Origin of the sequence: Desulfuromonas versatilis (assembly GCF_019704135.1) — a bacterium.
Taxonomy (GTDB): domain Bacteria; phylum Desulfobacterota; class Desulfuromonadia; order Desulfuromonadales; family NIT-T3; genus Desulfuromonas_A; species Desulfuromonas_A versatilis.
In genome coordinates, this window is record NZ_AP024355.1 from 106,441 (window position 1) to 128,638 (window position 22,198).

Sequence of the window (22,198 nt, forward strand, 5' to 3'; positions counted from 1 at the left end):
AAAAGGAGGAAAAAATGGCAATTCCTGCGTACATGTGGATCAAGGACGATCAGGGGAGCAAGATCGAAGGCCCGGTGACCATCTCGGACCGGGAGGGGAGCGTCGAGGTGCTCGGCTTCAAGCACGAGCTGCGCATCCCCACCGACGGCGACACCGGCGCCCTGACCGGCACCCGCAAACACGAGCCGCTGGTGTTCCTCAAGGCCTTCGATTCGGCCTCCCCCTACTTCTACAAGGCCTGCGCCAACGGCCAGACCCTCAAGGAACTGACCCTGAGCTGGTACAAGATCGACGACACCGGCACCGAGAAGGAATATTTCCGCCACAAGCTCGAAGGGGTCAAGATCACCTCCATCAAGCCGACCATGCACAACGTCAAGGACATCGACAAGGAGCGCTACCCGCACCTCGAAGAGGTCTCGGTCCGTTACGCCAAGATCACCTGGAGCTACGTTGACGGCAACATCGAGTTCTCCGACTCCTGGACCGAGGGGCGCTGAGCTTCCTGACTGTTCAGCAGCAATTGATGAGCTATTCTCCTCCCCCTTCAAGGGGGAGGTCGGGAGGGGGATGGGGTGCGTTTGGTTGGGCCCATCCCCTCCCCAGCCCTTCCCTTGAAGGGGAGGGTGTTTATCCGAATAGCTCCTTAACGCAAGTGGTTGTCTAGATATTTCAGGATCTTCCATGTCCCCTGCTCTCTTTGACATCCTCACCGGCCGCGCTGACGCCGCCGATCCCCGGGGAGCGCTTTCCCTCAGCCTGCAGGACCACCTGCAGCGGCTGCTCAACGCGCGGCGTGGCTCCCTGGCCCACCTGCCCGGCTACGGTATGCCCGATGTGGCCAAGCTCTACGAGGCCCTCCCCTATTCCCTGGAGCCGCTGAAGGCGGCGCTGCGCCAGTGCATCGAGGTGTACGAGCCGCGCCTGGGGCAGCTCCAGGTCCGCCAGGCCGTAGCGCCGGGCCCCGGCGTCGGCCGCCTGCAGTTCGAGGTCAGCGGGCGCACCGCCTGCGGGCAGCTGCTGCGCTACCTGGTCTGTTTCTTCAGCGGCGGCAACGCCCAGGTCGCGCTGCTCTCCGGCGAGGCGGCTTATGCCTGAGTATTTCGACGCCGAGATGCGCCTGCTGCAGGAAGCGGCCCAGGAGTTCGCCCGGGCCTATCCGGAAAAGGCCGGGATGCTCAACCTGCAGGAGGTCCGCGACCGCGACCCCTACGTGGAGCGTCTGCTCGAGGGGATGGCTTTTCTCACCGCCCGGGTTCGGCAGCGCATCGACGACGATGTCCCCGAGATCGCCGAGGCGCTGCTCTCCCATCTCTGGCCGCATTTTCTGCGCCCCTTCCCTTCGGCGGCGATCATCCAGTTCGAACCCCGCCCCGGGCAGCTGCAGAAGAGCCAGACCCTGAGGCGCGGCACGGTCCTGCTCAGCCCGCCGGTGGGCGAGGAGCGGGTGCTCTGCCGCTTCCGCACCACCAGCCCGGTAACCCTGCAGCCGCTGCGGCTGGCCGCGGTGACTGCGCAGGAGGCCGGCCACGGCGGCACCCTGCTGCGGCTGCGCTTTCAGTTCGATGCCGGGGTCGAGGCCAGGAGCCTCGAGCTGGAGCGCCTCAAGCTGCACCTGCACGCCGACCCCGCGGTGGCGTTGAGCCTCTACCATGCCCTGGTTGGCCAGGTTCGCGAGGTGCGCCTGCGTTTTCCGGCCCAGCCGACCCAGGCGCCCCGGCGGCTCGGCGGCCAGGCGGCGATTACTCCCTGCCACCTCTTCCCGGAGGAGCTGCTGGTGCCGGCCTCGGGGCGCAGCTTCCACGGTTTTCACCTGCTGCAGGAGTATTTCTGCTTCCGCGAAAAATACCTCTTTGTCGAACTGCAGAACCTGCAGCGGATCGCCTGGCCCGAGACCTGCGCCGAGTTCGAACTCGAGGTGCAGCTGGGCTGCCTGCTCGACAAGGAATTCAACCTGAGCCGCGACAATTTCCGCCTCCACTGCGCCCCGGCGGTCAACCTGTTCAGCACCACCAGCGAGCCCATCGACCTGACCCACAAGCGCAGCGAATACCCGGTGCTGGCCGATGCCGCCGCCCGCGAGGGGGTGCGGGTCTACAGCGTCGATAAGGTCACCGGCACCAGTTCGGCCAGCGGTAAGCGCTTCAGCTACTCGTCCCTGCCCTCCTTCAAGCATGGCGGGCCCGGCGGCCGCTTCTTCCAGGTGCGGCGCCAGCACGCCGAGGGGATGCGGCCGACCACGGCCCTGGTGGTCGGCGGCAAGATCGACTACGCCCGCGAGGCGCTCTCCTGCGAAATCACCGCGACCAACGGCGACTACCCGCGCCGCCACCTGCAGATTGGCAGCCTCCACGTGGCCGCGCCCGAGGTGCCGCTGACGGTGAAGTTCAGCAACATCACCCGGCCGAGCCGCACCCTGCAGCCGCCGCGCCGCCGCGACTACCGGCTGGCCCTGGTTTCGCACCTGGCGGTCAACTACCACAGCCTGGCCTCGGCCGAGGCCTTCAGGCAACTGCTGGCCCTCTATGATTGGACCGAGCAGGGGCAGAACCAGCGGCGCATCGACGGCATCCGCGAGATCGCCGTGGCCCCGGTCAACCGCATCCGCAAGGGCGCCCTGCTGCGCGGCCTGGAGGTCACCCTGACCCTGGCCGAGGACCATTACCTGTCGACGGCCGACTGCCACCTTTTCGGGACGGTGCTGCACCGCTTCCTGAGCATGTACGCCTCGGTCAACGCCGTGGTGCAGACCCGAATTCTGCTGCACCCCTCCAACCGGGAACTGAAATGGGAACCGCTGCCTGGGGAAAATTTCCCGCTCTGATCCGCGACCTGCTGGAGCATCCCGCCGCTTACGACTTTTACCAGGCAGTGCGCCTGGTCGAGGTCTGCAGCGGTGGTGAACGCCGCGGCCCCCGCGGTCTGCAGGGGCCGATCCGGATGCGCCCGGCGCCGGAGACGTGTTTTCCGGCCGCCGACATCCGCCGCAGCTTCGTCGACGAGCAGGGGCGGATCAATTTCGAGCTCAATTTCATGGGGCTCTACGGGGTGGATGCCCCCCTGCCCCATTATTTCATCGAGGCGGTAGCCGCCGAGGACGAGGCGGGCCAGGTGCTGCGGGCGTTTCTCGACGTGTTCAACCGCCGGCTCTACGAACTGCTCTACCTGGCCTGGAAAAAGTTCCACCTGCCGGTCAGCGGCGACGGCCAGAGCACCCTGTACCAGAGCTACCTGGCGGCGCTCAGTGGTCAGGCGAACCTGTCCGACGCAGGTGAAGAGCCGGCCTACGCCGGGCTGCTGGGGAGCCGGGTGAAGAATGCCGCCGGCCTGGCCGGGCTGCTCGGCGAGTTTCTGCAGTGTCCGGTGCAGGTGCGGCAGCACGTTCCCTGCTGGGTCGAGTTGGACAGCACCGCCTCATTGGGAGGCGGGGAGCCGCTGGTGCTCGGCGAGAACAGCCTTCTGGGCGAGCGGGTTCTCGACCTCAGCCGCAAAATCGCCGTGGTGGTCGGGCCGGTGTCGTTGGAAAAGGCCGCGGAGCTGCTGCCGGGGCAACAGCGGGCCGCCGAGCTCGGCGAGCTGATCCGCCAGTATCTCGACCCGACCCTGCTGTTCGATGTCGAGCTGCTGATTCAGGCCGGCGCCGGAAACGGCCTGCGCCTGGGCGGCCAGGAGGCGATCCTCGGCTGGACCGCCTGCCTCGGCGTCCCTGGGGCGGCGGTGAACAAGATCCACCTGCCCGGCAGCAGCTTCAAGCCGAGCACCTCACTCCGCAGGCCCGAAACGAACCGGGCTGGGCTGTCGCGGGTGGCCTGAGGGGTGTTAATCCCAGGCAACGAGTTTCAAAGGCGCGGCCCATGGCAAGCGTCCCCTCTCCCCCCCCGGGGAGAGGGGGCTTAATTATGTAAAACAATAAAAGAGCAATGATTATGGACCAACGACACATCCGCACCCTGCTCGACCGCCTTAACGGACACTGCGTCATGGCCCTGGAGGCCGGCGCCGCCTTTGCCGCCGCCCGCGGCCATTACGAGGTGACCGTCGAGCACGTGGCGCTCAAGCTGCTGGAGAGCGGCGGCGGCGACTTCGACCGGCTGCTGCACCAGTTGGGCATCGACCTCGACGCCCTCTGGCAGGGGCTGCTCGACAACCTGACCCGGCAGCGCGCCGGCAACGGCGGCAAGCCGGCCTTCTCCCTGCTGCTGTTTCAATGGCTGGAGCGGGCCTGGATGGCTTCGTCGCTGCATCGCGGCGAGGGACAGATCCGCTCCGGTGCCCTGCTCGAGGCGCTGGTGGAGATGGCGCCGATGCTGCCGGGGACCGGCTTCGCGGTGCTGGATGGCCTCCCGGTGGAAAAACTGCGGCGCGAGTTCGCCGCGCTGACCGCCGGTTCCAGCGAGAACCCTGCGGTATCCGCGCCCGCCAAACCCGCAGCGCCGGTCGGCGGCGCCGCTCCCTCCGGTGCTGGCGGCTCGAGCCTGGCGAGCTTCACCATCGACATCACCGAGCGCGCCGCCCGCGGCGGGGTCGACCCGGTGCTGGGGCGCAACGACGAGATCCGCCAGGTGGTCGACATCCTCACCCGGCGGCGCAAGAACAACCCGATCATCGTCGGCGAACCGGGGGTCGGCAAAACGGCGCTGGTCGAGGGGCTGGCCCTGCGCATCGCCGAGGGGAGCGTCCCCGAGGCGCTCAAAGGTGTGCGGCTGTTGACCCTTGATCTGGGCCTGCTGCAGGCGGGCGCCGGGGTCAAGGGCGAATTCGAAAAACGCCTCAAGAACGTCATCGACGAGGTCAAGGCCTCCGCGACCCCGATCATCCTGTTCATCGACGAGGCCCACACCCTGATCGGCGCCGGCGGCGAGGCGGGGATGGGCGACGCCGCCAACCTGCTCAAGCCGGCCCTGGCCCGCGGCGAGCTGCGCACGGTGGCCGCCACCACCTGGAGCGAGTACAAGAAATACTTCGAGCGCGACGCGGCGCTCGAGCGGCGTTTCCAGCTGGTCAAGGTCGATGAGCCTTCGGAGCAGGGGGCCATGGTCATGCTCGGCGGCCTCAAGGGCCTCTACCAGAAGCACCATGGCATCCTTATCACCGATGGCGCCATCGAGGCGGCGGTGAAGTTATCGAGCCGCTACATCAACGGCCGCTACCTGCCCGACAAGGCCATCGACCTGCTCGACACCGCCGCCGCCCGCGTCCGCATGGGCCAGGCCGCGGTGCCGGCGGGGATCGAGGCCGATCGCGAACACATCGCCTACCTGGAGCGGCGCCTGGCCCATCTGGGCGAAGAGGCTGGCGAGGGGCTGCCCGTCGATGGCAGGCTGCAGGCGGTCCTCGAGCAGGAGTTGGCCGCCACCCGCGAACGGCTTGCGGATGCCGAGCAGCGCTGGCAGGCGGAAACCGCTCTGGTGGCCCGCATCCGCAGCAAGGGCTCGAAAACACCCGACCCAGATGCGGCCGGCAATACCAAGAAAGTGGTCGCCCTGAAAAAGGGGAGCGATCCGCTGCGCCAGCAGCTCAGGGAAATGCAGGGAGAGCAGCCGCTGGTCCAGGCCGAGGTCAACGCCGCCGCCATCGCCGAGGTGGTCTCCGACTGGACCGGGGTGCCGGTAGGCAAAATGGTCAAGGACACCGCCGCGGCCCTGCTCGAATTCGAGGACCTGGTCGGCTGCCGGGTTGTCGGTCAGCAGGCGGCCATCGCCGCCATCGGCCGGGCGATCCGCAGCGCCAAGGCCGGCCTGCGCAACCCCGACGCGCCGCTGGGGGTGTTTCTGCTGGCCGGGCCCAGCGGGGTGGGCAAGACCGAGACCGCCCTGGCCATCGCCGACCAGCTTTTCGGCGGCGAGCGCTTTCTGGTCACCATCAACATGAGCGAATACCAGGAGGCCCACACCGTCTCCCAGCTCAAGGGATCGCCCCCCGGCTACGTGGGCTACGGCGAAGGGGGCGTACTCACGGAGGCGGTGCGCCAGCGTCCCTATTCGGTGATCCTGCTCGACGAGGTGGAAAAAGCTCACCCCGACGTCATGAACCTCTTCTACCAGGTCTTTGACCGCGGCTTCATGCGCGACGGCGAGGGGCGCGAGATCGATTTCAAGAACACGGTCATTCTCATGACCAGCAACCTGGGCGCCGAGGCAATCGCCGAGCTGGCCACCCCGCCGGCCGAGCCGGAGGGCCCGCAGGAAGGGGAGGGCAGCTGGCAGCCCCCGACCCTCGCCGCCCTGCGCGAGGCGATCCAGCCGGCGCTGCTGCGCCACTTCGCCCCGGCCCTGCTCGGGCGGATGCAGGTCGTCCCCTACCTGCCCCTTGACGGCGAAGCCCTGCAGGCGATTGCCGCCCTCAAGCTCGACCAGGTCGCTCAGCGCCTGCACGCCGCCCACGGCATGGAGCTGCGCTGCGCGCCGCAGGTGATCGCCCAGCTGGCCGACGCCTCGCGCCAGCCGGAGACCGGGGCCCGCTTCATCAACGCCCTGATCGAGCAGCAACTGCTGCCCGGCGTGGCCCGCAGCCTGCTGGGCTTCATGATCGAAGACGACATGCCGGACATTCTCTCCCTGGAGGTCGACGAACAGGGCGAACTTACCTGCCTGTTCGCCGACCGTGCCGCCGAGCCCGAGGAGAAAGCGGCGGTCGAAAGTTCCGAAAGCCGCTGAAACGCTTCACGCAAGCCGCTGGTAATCTATGACCGACCTTTCTGCCAACCCGAGCGGAGCCTTCGGCCTCGCCGCCCACCTTAGCCAGTTTGCCCTGCGGGTCCAGGGGCTGGCCGAAGACGCCTTTGCCCTGCAAGGCTTCACCGGGAACAGCCATGGCCTCTCGGAGGACTACCTGTTCTCGGTGGTGGTCGAGGCCGAGACGCTGGTGCCGCCGGGAGAGGTCGTCGGTGCCGGGGCGGTGCTTGAGATCCAGCGCGGCGGGGAGGCGGTTCTCATCCACGGGCTGCTCAGCGAGTTCAGCCTGACCGGGGCCACAACCGCCGGCGGCTACGAGTACGTCGCCGGTCTCTCCTCGCCCCTTTATCCTCTGAAGCTATCGCGGCGCAACCGGGTCTTTCTCGGGCGCAGCGTCCCCGAGATCGTCCAGGGGGTGCTCACCGGCGCCGGCCTGGCCGCCGCCGACTTCAGCCTGAGCCTTGAAAATGATTATCCCCTGCGCGAGTTCACGGTGCAGTACGGGGAGAGCGATTTCGACTTCCTGCGCCGGCTGATCGATGCCGAGGGGATTTTCCTCCGCTTCGAATCAACCCGGGAACGCGCCAAGGTCATTTTTCACGACGGCGTAGAGCAGCTGCCGGAGCTGTCCGGCGGACCCCTGCTCTACCAGGTGCAGACCGGCAGCGTGCGCGGCCGCGAGACCGTCTTCGCCCTGCATCCCCGGGCCAAACTGCTCACCGGCGAGGTGCAGCTGCGCGACTACAACTACCGCACCCCCGAGGTGGGCCTCGAGGCCCACGCCAGCGGCAGCACGAGCGGCCACGGCCGCGGCTACCGCTTCGGGGAGAACTTCAAGAGCCTGCAAGAAGGGCAGGGAGCGGCCCGCATCCGCCAGCAGGCCTGCGACTGGCAGCGCGAGGTCCTGACCGCCGAGTCGGACTGCCGGGGCGTCGCGCCGGGGCATAAGCTCGCCATCACCGGCCATCCCGACCCCACCTGCAACGGCGAGTTCACGGTCATCGAGGTCGAGCACCAAGGGGACCAGAAGGCCGGCTTCGCCTACGGCCGGCGCGCCCAGGGGATGAGCTACCGCAACAAGATGCTGCTGATTCCTGCCGGCGTCCCCTTCCGCAAGCCGCCGGCCGAAAAGCGCCCCATGCACGGGGTTTTCACCGCCCGCATTGAATCGCCGGGGGGCGACTACGCCTACCTGGACGAGCAGGGGCGCTACCGCGTGCGCCTCGGGTTCGACCGCGCCGCCACCCCCGCCGGCGAGGCCAGCCATCCCCTGCGCCTGCTGCAGCCATACAGCGGGGAAAATTACGGCCAGCACTGCCCGCTGCACGCCGGCACCGAGGTGGCCGTGGCCTGCGTCAACGGCGACCTCGACCGGCCGGTGATCCTTGGCGCGCTCCCCAACCCCGACACCCCCACCCCGGTCACCAGCGCCAACCCCAGCCAGAACATCCTGCGCACCTGGGGCGGAAACGAACTGCTAATGGACGACCGCAAGGGGGCGGAGAAGATCGAGCTGTTCACCCGCGAGCGCCAAAACATCCTCTCCCTGGACGCCGACCGGGCCGGCCACCGCCTGCGCCTGGCCAGCGAGGAGGGCGAGATGGAGGTGCAGGCGGCCAAGACCCTGCTGCTCGAATCCGGCGACAGCCACCGGCTGCAAAGCGGTGGCGACCACCAGATCAGCGTGGAGAACAGCCAGCGGCTGGCGACCAAGAACCAGCAGATCGAACTGCAGTCCGCCACCGACATCCGCCACAAGGCCAAAGAGAATATCCGGCTCCAGGCCGAGGCCGAGAACATCGAGCTGACCGCCGGCAGAAACCTGGTGATGGAAGTCGCCGAGGGGATGTCCGTCGAGGTGCGCAACCAAAACCTCTCTCTGCAGGTGCAAAGTGGCAACCTGAGCATCCAGGCCTCCGGCGCCATCAGCGTCAACGGCCAGGGCGGCGGCGCCATCCTGATCGGCCAGTCCGGCGGCGAACTCGAAATCGCCCCCGACGGCGCCATCACCATCGATTCGCATACCGTGGAGATCAACGGGCAGAGCGTGAATATTCAGGGTTCGCAGAATGCGCAGGGTGGGGGCGGTGGGTTTGCCGGTGTTCAAACCACTGGTGCTTTGACCGCGGTAAGTTCTAACGTCAACCCGAGTGAAGGGCAGATTTTCCAAAACGCAAATCCAGGGCCAGATGGAAGTAATAGCCCAGGCCAGGGGGCAAAAAACGATTTCGGCAGAATGGCCGTCGGAGAGCCGAGTGGTATTTCTGGCCCTGCATCATTTTCATCTCGGGCGCAGGAACTGGAGGCCAAAAAGCAACGTTTGGCGGAGCGACAAGCGTTGATACAAAAAGGCCGGGAAAAAACCAAAAACCTATCCGGGAAGGACAAAGAAAAACTTCAGGCTGCAACTGACAGGCTGGACCTTAACAACCGCGCCGTGGAGCGTGCCAGACTCGCCGATGACGTGTACAACGCGCCAGGCGAGAAGGAGCCACCAATTGGATGGAAACGCTCTAGCAACAACCCCGATGATTTGCCGGAGTCGTTAAAAGATGCGGTTTGGGAGGATCCCGATTCGGGGTTCCGGGCCGCCTTTTACGAATCCGATATTGACGGGAGTAAGGTTCTTGCTTTTCGGGGTACCGCCGACAAGGCTGGGTGGAAAAACAACCTCGCGCAGGGCCTTGGTTTTGAGTCAGTGCAATATGAGCGGTCTATAATGCTTGCATCAGACATTGAAAATGCTTATCCGAACGGTTTTGAAATCTCTGGGCATTCCTTGGGCGGTGGCCTGACCTCTGCCGCCAGTATTGTCACAGGGGCAAAGGGATTCAGTTTCAACGCCGCCGGCCTGCATCCAAATACTATAAAAGATTATGGGCTGACACGTTCAGCAGGAGAAAAATTAATCGATACCTACCAAGTCAGAGGCGAGGTCCTTACCTCTGCCCAAAGCCCGCTAGTCAATGCTTTCGCAACTCCTCTGGGAACAGGTGTTCGTTATCTCCGCCAAGCCAATCCCGTGAGTCTCTACAAGGCCGCCACAGGAGCGAAGTCTCTTAACTTGCAGCCTGTTTGGGTTTACGATGCCGTGGGAGAAACACATGAACTTCCGGCGGTTGATGAGAATGGACAGTCGCAGTCAATATTTAAGGCCGGCCCGGTCACTCGTCACGGCATGGAAAATGTCATTAATGGAATCGAAAAACAGAAAACGGATGATAAAAATGCGATTGAGATGGCCCTCAAATCAACTTAATTGTTTCAAGTGGTTTGCTCAATTATTAGCGATCATGATAATGGTGTTGTTCGGTTGTGACGACGGATATGGAGTAAATAAAATGCGTGTAGAAGATTTTTTCAACGACCCGCAAGTCCTGCTGATGATTAAAGTTGCCGAAAAAGGGGATGTTACCAAGCTTAAAAAACTCGTAGATGAGGGTGTTGATCCGAATACCTTTGGCAACGAGGGGATGACAGTGCTCATGTGGGAATTGGGGCAGCAAAACAAAAAAGCCATGAAGGCCCTTCTTGCTGTCGGAGCCGACCCGAATTTAACCGATTCAACAGGGGATTCGCCGATGTCTATGGTCGCTGCCGCCAAAGACACTGAGTTGATGAAAGTGTTATTGGAAGGCGGGGGAGATCCTGATGTAAAAAATCGTTTAGGAGAGCCAGCACTGTTTATTGCGGTTGGGCCGCGACGTCTTGCAAATGTCAAAACGCTGCTTGATTTCGGTGCGGATATCAATGCTACGGACAGAATGGGTGCTACCCCCATTCTGAAGGCAGCCACTCTAAACCAATTTGAAATTGTTGCCTACTTACTAGAGCGAGGGGCTGATTACAAAAAGGCGAATGCTACTGGTGCCACATTAGCCTGGCGGGTCCAGAAAAGCCGTGTTGACCCGAGTCTTCCCCATTATAAATGGCGCGAAAAAGTAATCAAAATGCTTGAAGAGCGAGGGGTAAAATTCCCTGTTCCGCATCCTGCGGAGTCAAAATAGCTGGTTGCGACATACAGAGAAATATAGGACATCGAAATTCAAGCATGGTTCATATATGAACTCCTTTTTGGGGAATTCAAATATTTTCTTCAATTCGGCCAACCGCAGCCAGTTCGCCTTCCGCGTGCAGGGGGTGCCGGACGAGACGTTCTCCGTCAAGAGTTTCACGGGACAGGAGCACGCCCTCTCCGAGGACTACCTGTTTCAGGTGGTTTTGCAGGCCGAGGTGCCGCTGGATCCCGGCCACTGCGTCGGTCGAAGCGCGGTGCTGGAGCTGGATTGGGGCGGGGAACCGGTATTCGTCCACGGCGTGGTCAGCGAGTTCAGCCTGGCCGGGGCGCTGCCCGGCGGCGGGTATGAGTACTTGGCGAACCTGGCCTCTCCCCTTTTTCCCCTGAAACCCTCGCGCAGCAATCGGGTGTTCCTCAACAAATCGACTCCGCAGATCATCGATGAGGTGCTGCTCGGTGTCGGCATGCCAGCCGCCGGGTTTGCACAATCCCTGAAAGGCACCTACCGGCAGCGCGAATACACCGTCCAATACGACGAAAGCGACTACGACTTTCTGCGCCGGTTGATCGATGCCGAGGGGATCTTCTTCCGCTTCGAATCCTCCCGGGAATGCGCCAAGGTCATTTTTCACGACAGCGTCGAGGCGCTGCCCAGCCTGAGGGGGGGCGGGGAGTTGCTCTATCAGGAGCAGACCGGTGCGGTGCGCAGCCTGGAGACGATCTTCGCATTCCGGCCGCGGGCCAGGCTGCTGGCCGGCGAAGTGAATCTGCGCGACTACAACTACCGTCGGCCCGCAGAGATTCTGGATGCCCACGGCGGCAGCGATGCCCGAGGCAAGGGCGCGGAGGATCGTCACGGCGAGAACGTCAAGAGCATGGAGGAGGGGGAGCGGATCGCCCGCATCCGCCAGCAGGCCAACGACTGGCAGCGCGAAACCTTCGTCGCCGAATCGGACTGCCGGGGCGTGGCGCCGGGGAAAAAAATTACCCTGTGCGGCTATCCCGAACCGGCCTGCAACGGCGAGTACCTGATCATCGAGGTCGAGCACCAGGGGGACCAGGGGACCGGTTTCGCCTTCGGCGGGCAGGCCAAGGGGATGAGCTACCGCAACAAGATGCTGCTGATCCGCGCGGGGATCCCCTTTCGCAGGCCGCTGCCCGCGCCGCGCCGGGTGCATGGCACCTTCACCGCCCGCATCGAGTCGAGCGGTGGCGAGTACGCCCACCTCGACGAGCAGGGTCGTTACCGGGTGCGGGTAGACTTTGACCGCGCCCATACCCCGGCGGCCGAGGCCAGCCATCCGGTCAGGCTGCTGCAGCCCTACGGCGGCAACAACTACGGCTGGCACCACCCGCTGCACGCCGGCACCGAGGTGGCCTTGAGCTGCATCAACGGCGACCTGGATCGCCCGGTCATCCTCGGGGTGCTCTCCAACCCGGACACCCCCGCGACCGTGAACAGCTCCAATCCCAGCCAGAACATCCTGCGCACCCGGGGAGGCAACGAACTGCTTCTGGACGACCGCAAGGGGGGGGAGAAAGTCGAGCTGTTCACCAAGGAGCGCAAGAACATCCTCTCCCTCGATGCCCACGGCGAGGGGCACCTGCTGCGCCTGGCCACCGAGGAAGGCGAGATGGAGGTGCTGGCAGGCAAGACCCTGCTGATCGAATCCGGCGACACCCAAACCCTGGAGGCCGGCAACGATCACCTGGTGACGGTGGAAAAGGCCCAGCGGCTGCTGACCCGAAAGGGGTCCATCGAGGCCAAGGCCGCAACCGACCTGCGTATGCGTGCCGGCGAACACATCCTGATGCAGGCCGAGACCGCCAACCTGGAGATGAGCGCCGGCGCCGACCTGCAGGCCGAGGTGGGAGATTCCCTGTCGGCGGCGGTGAACGGCGAGAACCTGGAGATTCTCGTCGGCCAGGGCGAAATCAGCATGCAGGCGGCGGGGGCCATCACCGTCGCCGGGCAGGGAGGCGGCACCCTGCACATCGGGCAGGGAAGCGGCGCGATCGAGATTAGCTCCGGCGGCGACCTGGCCCTGGAGGCACCGAAACTGCAGATCAACGCCACCACCATCACCATCAAGGGTGGCAGCATGGGGAACAATTAGGTTGTGGAAACCGTAAAGCATCTGGCCACGGATCAAATCTGATCAAATCGGATTTTAAGGCTAAAAAAATTCTGGTTGAATAGCCGGAAGGTTATGCCCTCAATAAGCTATGCCTTTGACCTATCAGAGTTTATCCGATCTTATCCGTGGCTAATTGAAGTCTTTGGTTCGATTGTCCGGGGAAGCTTATTCCCATAGGAAAACGGAAAAATCTATGAGCAACGTTACCAGCATCTATCGAGGAGCGCTCCCGGCGCCCGAACAGAACTGCATCGCCACTGTGGTCGAAGTGAAAGGGGGGGAAGCCGTCAGTGTCACCGGCCTGCCCGGCAGCATTGAACCTGTGGCTGTAAGCGGCCATTTCAGCGAGGTACCGCCCCTCAAGGCGGGCGACCGGGTGGCGGTGATGCTCACCGGCGCCGGGCCCATCGTCATGGCGCGCCTCAGGGCCAGGGGGGAGCAGCCCGGGCCGCGGATCGAGGACGAGGAAGGGCAGCTGGTGCTCGATGCGGAAAAAGGGATCCGCCTGCAGTGCGGCGAGAGCCGCATCGAGTTGACCCCCGACGGGCGTATCTGGGTGGACGGCAGGGAGATCTACAGCGTCGCCGCCGGCAGGATGCGCCTGCAGGGCGCCGTCATCGAGCTGAACTGATTATTCCATGCAGGTATTTTTCGCCCAGACCCACCGCGACGGCGCGGGCCTGCTGTTCCGCCAACGCAGCCAGTGGCTGGCCGCCGCAGAGGCCGACGCCGAGGCCCTCGGTCGGTTGGAGCAGCGGCTGCGTCTGCACCTGCACGTGCTGGCGCGTCTGCCCAACCATGAGACCGAACCGCGCCGGGCGCCTGAGGCCTTCGTCTCTCTGGCCGCGTGCCTCAGTTCCCCCGATTCCGAAGTGCGCGAGGCCGCCCGCCGCCAGGCCGGCGAGTGGCTGCTCGCTGGCGGACCTGCCGGCGAGGGGGCGTTTGCGGCGCTGGCCCTGTTTCCCCTCTCGGGCCAGGACGAAACCCTGCTTGGGCTATATCAGCGGTACGCCGCGCTGCGCCCGATCCTCTTCGAGCTCTGGCGTGCCCAGGGCGCGCAGGTGCCCCCTGCCCTATTCAACAATGCCGAGCTGCTGGGGCGCAGCCCCGAGCTGCAGCGGGCGGCGCTGGCCTATGCCGCGGACCAGCAGAAAATAGGCGTCGAGCTGTTTCGCGCCTATTACCGTCACCTGCTCGGCCGCACCCTGCCCAACCGGTTTCCCGCCGGGGTGATGGGCCTGGCCCTGTGGGGAGGGATGGTTCGCCGCGACCCGGAAGCACTGTCGGCCTTGCGTCGGGGTATCGAGCTGGCGACCGAACCTGCCGAGCGAGATACGCTGTTGCGACTCGCCGCCCTCAGCGGCGATTCCGAGCTTTTGCCCGTGCTGCGCAGCCACCTGCAGCAGAGCCCGGAGGGCGGCTGCCGACTCCTTGCTCTGCACGGCAGCCGGGAAGCGGCCCGCGAGCTGAGCGTCCTGCTGCAGCAGCCGCGTTTCATGGAGCCGGCGGCCCAGGCCTGGGAGCAGCTGACGGGACATCCCCTGCCGCTTCAGCCCAGGCTCAGGTTGATCGAGGGGAAAGGCGGCGGAGGCTCGACCCACAGCGTTTCGGCGACCGAGGCAGCCGGAAGGTGGCTGGAGGAAAACCAGAGCACATGGGCGCCGTCCGGGCGGATCTGCCGGGGAAGGCCCCTGCGCCAGGAATCCCTGGTCGAGTTGGCCCTGGAGCGGGTCGGCCGGCACCATCGGGACCGGTTCGACCTGCTTGCCCTGGAGCTGGGGCGCCCGCTGGGGATTCAACCGGAAAACTGGATGGCCGAGCGCCGCGAGCGACTGGGGAAATTGAAAATGTCCACGGGGCAAAGCGCCCCTGCCGCCACCCGGGAGGGACGCAGCCATGCTTGAGCTGGACAACCGATCCGGGTGGGCGGCTGGCCTTTATCCCGGCTGGAGCCGGGACGGCCGGCGGCAGATGACCGTGGTGGTCAAGGCGGCCTTCCGGTTTGAGGAGAACGGGCGCCTCGCCCCCTGCGAGGCGCCGCCCGCCATCGAAGAGGCGGATCGTTACTGGAGCGAGCCGGGGCGCTCGAGCCTGGCCGCCGCCTGCGAAACCGTCCCCTTCAAGGCCGGTGGCGAGCTGCTGGTCAGCGGCACCGCCCGTCCGGCCAGGGCCGGGGCGACGGTCATGGAGGTCGCGGTCGGTCTGCGCCGGGCTGACGACAGATTCTGGGAAAAAAAACTGCGGGTGTTCGGTCCGCGGCGCTGGGAAAAGGGCCTTCTCGGCATCTCGGCCAGCCATCCCGGGCCGCTGCAGCCGCTCCCCCTGCGCTACGAGAGCGCCTATGGCGGCATCGACCCGAACCACGAAGAGCAGCTCTACGAACTCAATCCGGCGGGCCAGGGTTACAGCCAGAAGGGGTGGCGGGTCAAGGGGATGGCGCTGCCGCAGATCGAGATCGGGCCCAGGTTCATCAGCGCGCCGACCAGTCGGCAGACGCCGGCGGGCTTCGGGCCCATCGCCCCGTTCTGGAAGCCGCGGCTGTCGCTCTTCGACAAGCTCGACCTCGAAGCCGTCGCCTGGGGCGGCTGCCCTTTCCCTCTCGAGGTGGCGCCCGAACTGTACAACGCGGCCCCGCCGGATCAGCGCTTCGACGGGCCGTTTTCCGGCGGCGAGGCCCTGCACCTCAAGGGATTGGTGGAGGGCGCCCCGCCCGAGGGGATCCTGGTTCAGGTGCCGCGGATCCTCCCCGATCTGCGGCTGGCGGTGGATGGGCGAACCGAGGCCCTGCGGGCGGCCTGCGACACCCTGCTGGTCGATACCGATGCCCGGCAGCTCTGCCTGCTCTGGCGCTCCGGCATCCCCTGGGAGCTAGGCGACAAGCGCAGCGGCTGGGTGATCCTGCGCGATCCCGAACGGCAGGAGGATGCGGCATGATCTGGCCGAAAAAGTCCAGCGTTGCGGCGCCCCAACCCGGGACTTCGACGGCCGCCGGTCCTTTTCCGGAAATCTGGGTGACCGGGATCGGCTTGATCTGCCTTGCCGGGGATCAGCCCTTCGCTCTGCTCGGCGCGGTGGGCAGCCCGCTCTCCGGCGCCCGCCCCGATCCGTTGATCAGCGTACCGGCAGTGGGGCAGGCGGGCGAACAGGCGGTTCTGACCGCTCCGATCGCTGCCCTGGAGGGGCTCGGCCACCCCGGCGAGCGGATGCAACTGCTGGCCGAAACCGCCCTTTCCCAGGTCCTCGCCGCCCTGCCGGCTGCAATTGACCGGGAGCAGACGCTGGTGGTGACCCTGGTGCCGGAGAAGACGGCTGCCCGCGGCTCGGCCTTGAACCCGGAGCAATTGGAGATTGCGGCAAAGGCGCTGGGGCTTGAAACCGCCCAGTTCCGCTTTGTCGAGGCCAACCAGGGGGGCGCGGCGTCGTTGGCCGAGGCCTGCCGAGGGCTGGCCGAGGGCACCTGGCAGACGGTGCTTTTCGGCGGCGTCGACTCGCTGGTCGATGCTGTGACCTGCACCGAGTTGGCCCTGGCCGGGCGGATCATGACGGTGGGCGGCGCGGAAGGGCTGGTCCCCGGCGAAGGGGCTGCCTACCTGGTGTTGCAGGCCCCCGGCAATACCCGGAAAGATCCCGCTCCGCCGGTTCGGGCCAGCATCAAAGGCGTCGCCCAGGCCCCCGAGCCCCATGCCGGAGATGCCGGCAGCCGCCGCATGACCGGGTTGGCGACCGCCGCCGAGCAGGTTCTGGATCAGGCCGGCCTGGGCAGGCATGCCCTGGGAGGCGTGGTTGTCCCTTTCGGCGGCGACACCGCCGGGGCGCTTGAGTGGCACCAGGCAACGCAGAAACTCTGGCCGCCTAACGGCAAGGCCGCCTCGCAAGACGGACCAGCGCTGCGGCAAGCCGAACCGCCAGCGCCGCCGGAAGAACTGCAGCCCCATCTCGCCCTGGGCAGCCTGGGGGCCGCGGCCCTGCCGATCAACATCGCCCTGGCCTGCGCCCGCTTCGAATTCAAGCACCCGAAGCTGGGCAGCATCCTGGTCTGCGAGGCTGGGGATGGGCCTTTTCGCGGGGCGGTTTTGCTTCAAACTTGGAAGGAAAAACGTTAAACCACGAAGGACACGAAGAGCACGAAGGAAAACCCAATTTCTAAGATTTTCTTCGTGTCCTTCGTGCTCTTCGTGGTGAAAGATTTTGGATTTAATAAAGGGCACGAAATGGAATTCGATCATCTTTCCAATAAGGTCATCGGCTGCGCTCTGGAGGTCCATAGAGCCTTAGGACCGGGACTGCTTGAGTCGACTTACGAGCAATGCCTTGCCCGGGAACTGATTCTGACCAAGGTGCCTTTCAGACTCCAGCACTCACTCCCCGTAGAATACAAAGGGGTGAAGCTCGATTGCGGGTACAGGGTGGATGTTCTGGTGGATGATAAGCTGATTGTTGAATTGAAGAGTGTTGAAAAGATTTCAGGAATCCACGAAGCACAACTTCTCACCTATATGAAACTTGCCCAGGTTGATGTTGGTCTGCTGATTAATTTCAACGAAGTCGTTCTAAAAAAAGGAATCAAGAGATTTGTCCTTTGATCTTTCTTCGTGCCCTTCGTGTACTTCGTGGTGAATCGCTTTTGGGGATTTCCACGCTTTGAGGAAATGAAATGAGCAATGTCCTGATCAACGGCCGCACCGCCGTCCACGCCGGCAGCGGCGGCACCCTGACCACCGTCGACGTCTGCTGGACCAAGGTCGGCAAGCCGGTCGTCCCCATCCCCTACACCAACATCGCCAGATCGGGCGACGCGGCCAAGACCGCCGGCAGCGTCCTGGTCAACGGCCAGCCCGTTTGCACCAAGTCCTCGATTTTCTCCAAAAGCACCGGCGATGAGCCCGGCGACCGCAAGGGGATCAGCTCGGGCACCATCCAGGGCAAGGCCGAGTTCATCACGGCCTCCTCCAACGTCTTCATCGAAGGGGTTCCCGCGGCCCGGCAGGGTGACCTGATGGTCTCCAACAACAAGAACACCGCCCCTGTCCCCCTGATGCAGGCTGGAGCGGGCAAACTGCCGGCGGGTGCGCTGGAGGGGGCTGATGAGACCGCCGGCGAAGATCTGCCCGACGCCGTAGAGTGGGAAGTCGCCGGCGACGAGATGCATTTCGTCAAAGGGCTGTTCGAGGGTGGAGAGTCCGATGGGGAGGGCGAGGCATGACCGGCAACCCGCAGCAGCTTGCCCCAAACCGCATTAACAAGCCCGTCGACAGCACCGAAAACCAGCAAGCCGGGCATAGAGAGGTTGTATTTTCGGTAGCGCCTGGCGAGAAAAAATTCTGGCTCAAGCTGCAGGACTCCCGCCATACTTGGAACAACATTCCCCTGGGCACGGTCAGCTCTTCCGCCAAAAGAAAGCATCCGAAAGGGGCCAACGTGCTGGTCCCGGTCATCCCCCTGCGTTACACCACCCCTGATGGCGACTCCCAGCAGTCGGTCACCCTTCGACCAGGCTGGCTCTATGTGTTCCGCAACGGCACGCTGTGGCGCGAGCTCGAAGTCGCCGACGGTGGCCACATGCGCGACGTCAATCTGCAGTACTACAAAAGCAAGGATGAGCGCGAAGCTACAGGTTATTTCGACAGCCGGGTCCTGGTGCCCTACAAGGTGTTCGGCGAAATTCAGACCATCGAGATGGCCTTCTCCGAGGTCCAGTGGAGCCGGGCGCGCATCGAAAAGCTGCAGGAAGATGCAGAGATTCGCCGGCAGCGGATGCAGGAGATCGACCTTTCCGGCTACGACACCAGGTTCGAGCCGAAGCTGCCCGAGGGGAACAAGGCACGAGTCGAGAACGTCGTCCACGCGCCGCAGCTCTACCATCTGGCGCTGCAGCGGCAGAGCAATATTCCGGTGGTTTATCTGCATGATCCGTTGGGGGTGGCGACCGCCCTGGCCGAGGCCCATGAGGCGGATTGGGCGGATATGGAAATCCTGCTCGAGTCGCTGCGCTCGGGAGTACGCCCAGCCGAATTGGAAAAACGCGCCCAGCAGGGGAACAGGGCCGCTGAACTCACGCCGGAGGAGAACGAGGCCCGGCGGCAGGTTGCGGCCCAGTTCGAAGTGGCGCTCCTGATGCAGCAGATCGGTTTCGCCTCGCCGGATAACCGCAAAAGGTACGGCGCCCATCTCAATCAGGAGCACCTGGATGTATTGCTTGGTGCAAAGGAACGCGAGAAGCAGCGTGGCCTCATAGCACGAAGCAAGCAAACCCTTGCAGAGTTCCTGTCGCGCGATCCTTACCAGCAGGCGCTCGAGGACTATCTGGAGAACCTTCCCGCCCGGGTAATCTCGGGCAAAGGGGTGGCCCTCTACCATGGCCGTTTTCTCGACCGTCCCGCCACGGCTCTGGACGCCCGGCTCGACCGGCCTGATGCTCGGCAGCCAACCCATGCGGATGCCGGCACGGCTTATATCGACGCTCTGCAAAATGGGGAAATTACCGCGGCCCGACTTCTCGACCAAGATGCCGAGGTGTTGTGCAGCCAGCAGAAAAACCGGGGCGCCGCTGCAGCGGCAAGCGTGCAGCACCTGCAGGATCCGGCAGCGCCTCTGGGACTGCGGCTCAAGGCCGTCATCGAAGACCAGAACGTACCGATTGCCATCAAGGCCGGAACCATCGGTGCCGCTCTGGTCGAAACCTTCGCCACCCGCACCACCTCGGAAATCGCCACCCTGGAATGGTTGGCACAGCGCATCAACACCATCAAAGTGCCGGGTTTTCCCGAATTCGTGGTTGCCGAGCAGAGCTTCCCCGACCTGGAAATCCCCGAGGGGTACCGTCCGGTCGAAGGCGGCACAAGCTTCCGTTTGCAAGAGGCCGTCACGGCGGGGACCCTTGCCGCCAAGCACGCCAAGACCCTCGTTTATCCCGGCACCGGAGGCTACCGCGCGGTGGTCTCTGGGCGGAGCCTGCGGATACTGCCTGTCGAATACCGGAGGGTGGATGTCGTCGTCCGACAGATCATCGCTCGCGAAGTTAAAGCGCCCCTGGCCAAGGTGGCGGCCCGGTTTCAGAGTTCCCTGGCCCGGGCCGGGGCCGTCAAGCCACTGTTCCTGGCCCTGGAGCTGGTCAACCTGCAAAGTGCCTGGCGGCAGGTGCTCGATGAATCGAAAAGCCTCGGCAGCTTCGGCATCAAGGGGATCAACCTCGCGGGCGCTGCCGGCAGCGCGGCAGAGCAATTGGCCGAGCTGAGCAATTTGTGGCTGCGGGTTGTGGGGAAGGAGGAGAGCGGGCGGTTGTTGCGGCTGGCGAGGACCGGCAAGTTCGTTGGGAATGCGGCGGCGGGGGTTTTGAATTCCTGGGACAGCATTACGAATTTTTCCGAAAAAGACAATGACGCCGGTCTTGCCTACTTGATAGGTGCAGTTGCTGCGGTTGGTGCTCTGACTTTAACTGGTCTGGGGTGGGCTCTCCTGTTCGCCACTGCAGGCATAGGTTCTGTGGTTGCCGGTGGTCTCCTGGAGGACGATCCCCTGGAGCGGTTTGCAAAAAACGGCCCTTTGAGCCGGGTTGCACCTCAAGGAAAGGACCTCTGGGCACAGATTCGAACAGGCGCCGAAACTCTGGTTGTCACCGACCATTTTGCCAAAGAGTGGGTCGATTGGACGACTATCCGGAAGGCGCTGATCGACGACTATCTTTACGCATTCCAGGCCGAGTTGTGGGCACGACGCGAGAGGGTCAGGCTGCCGGCGAAAGATCTGAACGGCGATGGAGGCATCGATTGGAAAGAAAAAACACTGGCCTTCTCGGCCAATACGTTTACTGAATTCTCCCGCGGCACAGGCGTGCAAGTTAAAATCACCCTGCCACCGTTCATCCCCTATCTCAGCGACATGGATTTCCAGTGCCGCTACTATCCAAAAGGTTTCGGTGGCCCCATGATTCTTCTAACCCAACCAGCTCATGTCGGGCAAACGATGGCTGACGACGGAGGCAAAATTGAAACCGTTCTGCTGGATTACCAACTTGATGAAGAGTTGGTTCGGCAACAGGAAACGACCGGGGAATTTCTTTTTCTCAGTCGAATTTGCTCCAGCAGGTATACAGGGCGTTTTTACCCCGCCCCTGCCGAACACGGAGAATTCCGTTATTTGGGCGTGCGACGAGCGGCCATGCAACTAGACGGGCAGGATATCACCACGAAAATACGAAAAATCGGCACTATCGCTGAACTGGAACGAAAGGACTTCTGGGAGGACAAGGCATGAGCTTCCTTGAATTCATACATCGCTACATGAGGGTACTTGACCGAGTCCGTAGCACCAAGGAATGGCTGTCTCCCAGTTATTTCAGTGAGAAGCCTCATGTTATCACGCTGGGGTTCGCCAAGAGTTCAGAAGTAATTCAACTCGACAATAACCGTTTCGTCCACGATGTAACTGAACCTCTTTGGGGAGTGCTGTTGTGGGCAGGAATCGCCGTCTTCATTCTTGCTGTTGGAATCATTCCAGGGGTTTGGGTTCTGTTTTCGGATTTTTATGGATTTGGAAGTGACCTTCCCAATAATTATGAAATTTGGGTCATTGTTATATGCAGCCTGTTTATTCTTGGGATGTCTCTACTCGCCCTCCCACCCTGCATCCTCGCCTTCGTCTATCTCTTCAAGCGCCCCAAAGAGCGCCTGATGATCTTCGACCGGGAAAACGGTACGGTAACCCTGCCGCCACGCTTCTGGGGCGAGCACGAAGTCGTGCCCTTCCACGAACTCAAGGTCAAGCGCATCCGCAACCTTGGCTCGATCGTCAATTTTTATGTCCTTGCCGCCTTTCGTCCCAGCGACGGTCAGGCCATCGAATTCGGTCTGGTGCAGGACAATTGGAAGGACTGGGCTTTCTACTGCTGGTACATGGACAAGAGCCGCCCGTTGCCGCCGGGGAAGGTCTTCGACCCCTACCGGGAGCGCGACGAGGCGCGAAGGCTCAGTTCCCGGGAGAGGCAGGCGCTTGCGAGTTAAACGCGGTGAATTCGATGACTGCTGAGGGGTTAGAAACCCATCCGACTGATCCGTCAGATCGGACCGATCGGTCGGAGCATTTGAAAAACACCAGGGGCGTTCCCCCCCCCTACCAGCCCAAACCCATCTCAAAGACAAAACCAGCCGTTTTTCTTTTTATCGAAACAGATGGTATAGAGTTGGTTGTCGTCCCCCTTGATCTTGAAAAAGTGTTTTTTCCCGGAACCCTCTCCCTCCACCCAGTTTTCAACAGTCTCCATCACTTCGATGGTTTTCCCTTCAAGGTCGAATTCCCGCGGACAGGTATCGTCAGTGAATCCCGGAAACCTGTGGACGCATATTTTCTTTTCAGCCATGACTGCTCCTCTC

At 63.5% G+C, this 22,198-nt stretch carries 17 protein-coding genes; 16 read left to right on the plus strand and 1 reads right to left on the minus strand.

Going from position 1 to position 22,198, the window contains the following annotated elements; all coding sequences use genetic code 11:
* The first annotated feature begins 14 nt into the window (after window positions 1-14).
* The 16 genes from DESUT3_RS00445 to DESUT3_RS00520 all read left to right on the plus strand — a co-directional run bounded on the left by DESUT3_RS00445 (window position 15) and on the right by DESUT3_RS00520 (window position 21,829).
* Window positions 15-500, plus strand: coding sequence for an Hcp family type VI secretion system effector (locus DESUT3_RS00445; RefSeq protein ID WP_221250503.1), 486 nt, complete (start codon window positions 15-17; stop codon window positions 498-500).
* A 184-nt stretch (window positions 501-684) separates the two neighbouring features.
* Complete coding sequence (gene tssE, locus DESUT3_RS00450; RefSeq protein ID WP_221250504.1) at window positions 685-1,098, plus strand: type VI secretion system baseplate subunit TssE; 414 nt, start codon at window positions 685-687, stop codon at window positions 1,096-1,098.
* On the plus strand, window positions 1,091-2,824 hold the full coding sequence (tssF, locus tag DESUT3_RS00455; RefSeq protein ID WP_221250505.1) for a type VI secretion system baseplate subunit TssF: 1,734 nt from the start codon (window positions 1,091-1,093) through the stop codon (window positions 2,822-2,824). Before tssE ends, tssF begins: the two co-directional genes overlap by 8 nt.
* Window positions 2,788-3,813 (plus strand): type VI secretion system baseplate subunit TssG, encoded by a 1,026-nt coding sequence (gene tssG, locus DESUT3_RS00460; RefSeq protein ID WP_221250506.1) that lies wholly within the window; start codon window positions 2,788-2,790, stop codon window positions 3,811-3,813. Before tssF ends, tssG begins: the two co-directional genes overlap by 37 nt.
* A 113-nt stretch (window positions 3,814-3,926) precedes the next feature.
* A complete protein-coding gene (tssH, locus tag DESUT3_RS00465; protein WP_221250507.1) occupies window positions 3,927-6,656 on the plus strand; it encodes a type VI secretion system ATPase TssH in 2,730 nt (909 codons plus the stop codon).
* Window positions 6,657-6,684: 28 nt separating this feature from the next.
* Window positions 6,685-9,933, plus strand: coding sequence for a type VI secretion system tip protein TssI/VgrG (tssI, locus tag DESUT3_RS00470; protein WP_221250508.1), 3,249 nt, complete (start codon window positions 6,685-6,687; stop codon window positions 9,931-9,933).
* An 82-nt stretch (window positions 9,934-10,015) separates the two neighbouring features.
* Entirely contained in the window at window positions 10,016-10,681 is a 666-nt protein-coding gene (locus DESUT3_RS00475; RefSeq protein ID WP_221250509.1) for an ankyrin repeat domain-containing protein, read from the plus strand.
* A gap of 55 nt (window positions 10,682-10,736) precedes the next feature.
* Window positions 10,737-12,809, plus strand: a complete 2,073-nt coding sequence (locus tag DESUT3_RS00480; RefSeq protein ID WP_221250510.1) for a type VI secretion system Vgr family protein — start codon at window positions 10,737-10,739, stop codon at window positions 12,807-12,809.
* Window positions 12,810-13,023: 214 nt separating this feature from the next.
* Window positions 13,024-13,461 carry a hypothetical protein gene (locus tag DESUT3_RS00485; RefSeq protein WP_221250511.1) on the plus strand — a complete coding sequence of 146 codons (438 nt, stop codon included), beginning with the start codon at window positions 13,024-13,026 and terminating at the stop codon, window positions 13,459-13,461.
* 7 nt (window positions 13,462-13,468) lie between these two features.
* A complete protein-coding gene (locus DESUT3_RS00490) occupies window positions 13,469-14,734 on the plus strand; it encodes a hypothetical protein (protein WP_221250512.1) in 1,266 nt (421 codons plus the stop codon).
* A complete protein-coding gene (locus DESUT3_RS00495; RefSeq protein WP_221250513.1) occupies window positions 14,727-15,764 on the plus strand; it encodes a DUF2169 family type VI secretion system accessory protein in 1,038 nt (345 codons plus the stop codon). Before DESUT3_RS00490 ends, DESUT3_RS00495 begins: the two co-directional genes overlap by 8 nt.
* The gene (locus tag DESUT3_RS00500) at window positions 15,761-16,933 is read left to right on the plus strand and encodes a hypothetical protein (protein WP_221250514.1); all 1,173 of its coding nucleotides are present in this window, start codon (window positions 15,761-15,763) and stop codon (window positions 16,931-16,933) included. The genes DESUT3_RS00495 and DESUT3_RS00500 overlap by 4 nt, the downstream gene beginning before the upstream one ends.
* Window positions 16,934-17,041: 108 nt before the next feature.
* Window positions 17,042-17,413: a GxxExxY protein gene (locus DESUT3_RS00505; RefSeq protein ID WP_221252421.1), complete on the plus strand. Its 372-nt coding sequence runs from the start codon at window positions 17,042-17,044 to the stop codon at window positions 17,411-17,413.
* A 71-nt stretch (window positions 17,414-17,484) separates the two neighbouring features.
* On the plus strand, window positions 17,485-18,033 hold the full coding sequence (locus DESUT3_RS00510) for a DUF4150 domain-containing protein (RefSeq protein WP_221250515.1): 549 nt from the start codon (window positions 17,485-17,487) through the stop codon (window positions 18,031-18,033).
* A complete protein-coding gene (locus DESUT3_RS00515; protein ID WP_221250516.1) occupies window positions 18,030-21,083 on the plus strand; it encodes a toxin VasX in 3,054 nt (1,017 codons plus the stop codon). The genes DESUT3_RS00510 and DESUT3_RS00515 overlap by 4 nt, the downstream gene beginning before the upstream one ends.
* The gene (locus DESUT3_RS00520; RefSeq protein WP_221250517.1) at window positions 21,080-21,829 is read left to right on the plus strand and encodes an Asp23/Gls24 family envelope stress response protein; all 750 of its coding nucleotides are present in this window, start codon (window positions 21,080-21,082) and stop codon (window positions 21,827-21,829) included. Before DESUT3_RS00515 ends, DESUT3_RS00520 begins: the two co-directional genes overlap by 4 nt.
* Window positions 21,830-21,957: 128 nt before the next feature.
* On the opposite strand, the gene DESUT3_RS00525 is transcribed toward DESUT3_RS00520, so the two are convergent.
* Window positions 21,958-22,185 (minus strand): hypothetical protein, encoded by a 228-nt coding sequence (locus DESUT3_RS00525; protein ID WP_221250518.1) that lies wholly within the window; start codon window positions 22,183-22,185, stop codon window positions 21,958-21,960.
* Window positions 22,186-22,198 lie beyond the last annotated feature (13 nt).

Coding starts and splice junctions, on each gene's coding strand:
- DESUT3_RS00445 (WP_221250503.1), top strand. CDS start 15: ATGGCAATTCCTGCGTACATGTGGATCAAGGACGATCAGGGGAGCAAG.
- tssE (WP_221250504.1), top strand. CDS start 685: ATGTCCCCTGCTCTCTTTGACATCCTCACCGGCCGCGCTGACGCCGCC.
- tssF (WP_221250505.1), top strand. CDS start 1,091: ATGCCTGAGTATTTCGACGCCGAGATGCGCCTGCTGCAGGAAGCGGCC.
- tssG (WP_221250506.1), top strand. CDS start 2,788: ATGGGAACCGCTGCCTGGGGAAAATTTCCCGCTCTGATCCGCGACCTG.
- tssH (WP_221250507.1), top strand. CDS start 3,927: ATGGACCAACGACACATCCGCACCCTGCTCGACCGCCTTAACGGACAC.
- tssI (WP_221250508.1), top strand. CDS start 6,685: ATGACCGACCTTTCTGCCAACCCGAGCGGAGCCTTCGGCCTCGCCGCC.
- DESUT3_RS00475 (WP_221250509.1), top strand. CDS start 10,016: ATGCGTGTAGAAGATTTTTTCAACGACCCGCAAGTCCTGCTGATGATT.
- DESUT3_RS00480 (WP_221250510.1), top strand. CDS start 10,737: ATGAACTCCTTTTTGGGGAATTCAAATATTTTCTTCAATTCGGCCAAC.
- DESUT3_RS00485 (WP_221250511.1), top strand. CDS start 13,024: ATGAGCAACGTTACCAGCATCTATCGAGGAGCGCTCCCGGCGCCCGAA.
- DESUT3_RS00490 (WP_221250512.1), top strand. CDS start 13,469: ATGCAGGTATTTTTCGCCCAGACCCACCGCGACGGCGCGGGCCTGCTG.
- DESUT3_RS00495 (WP_221250513.1), top strand. CDS start 14,727: ATGCTTGAGCTGGACAACCGATCCGGGTGGGCGGCTGGCCTTTATCCC.
- DESUT3_RS00500 (WP_221250514.1), top strand. CDS start 15,761: ATGATCTGGCCGAAAAAGTCCAGCGTTGCGGCGCCCCAACCCGGGACT.
- DESUT3_RS00505 (WP_221252421.1), top strand. CDS start 17,042: ATGGAATTCGATCATCTTTCCAATAAGGTCATCGGCTGCGCTCTGGAG.
- DESUT3_RS00510 (WP_221250515.1), top strand. CDS start 17,485: ATGAGCAATGTCCTGATCAACGGCCGCACCGCCGTCCACGCCGGCAGC.
- DESUT3_RS00515 (WP_221250516.1), top strand. CDS start 18,030: ATGACCGGCAACCCGCAGCAGCTTGCCCCAAACCGCATTAACAAGCCC.
- DESUT3_RS00520 (WP_221250517.1), top strand. CDS start 21,080: ATGAGCTTCCTTGAATTCATACATCGCTACATGAGGGTACTTGACCGA.
- DESUT3_RS00525 (WP_221250518.1), bottom strand. CDS start 22,185: ATGGCTGAAAAGAAAATATGCGTCCACAGGTTTCCGGGATTCACTGAC.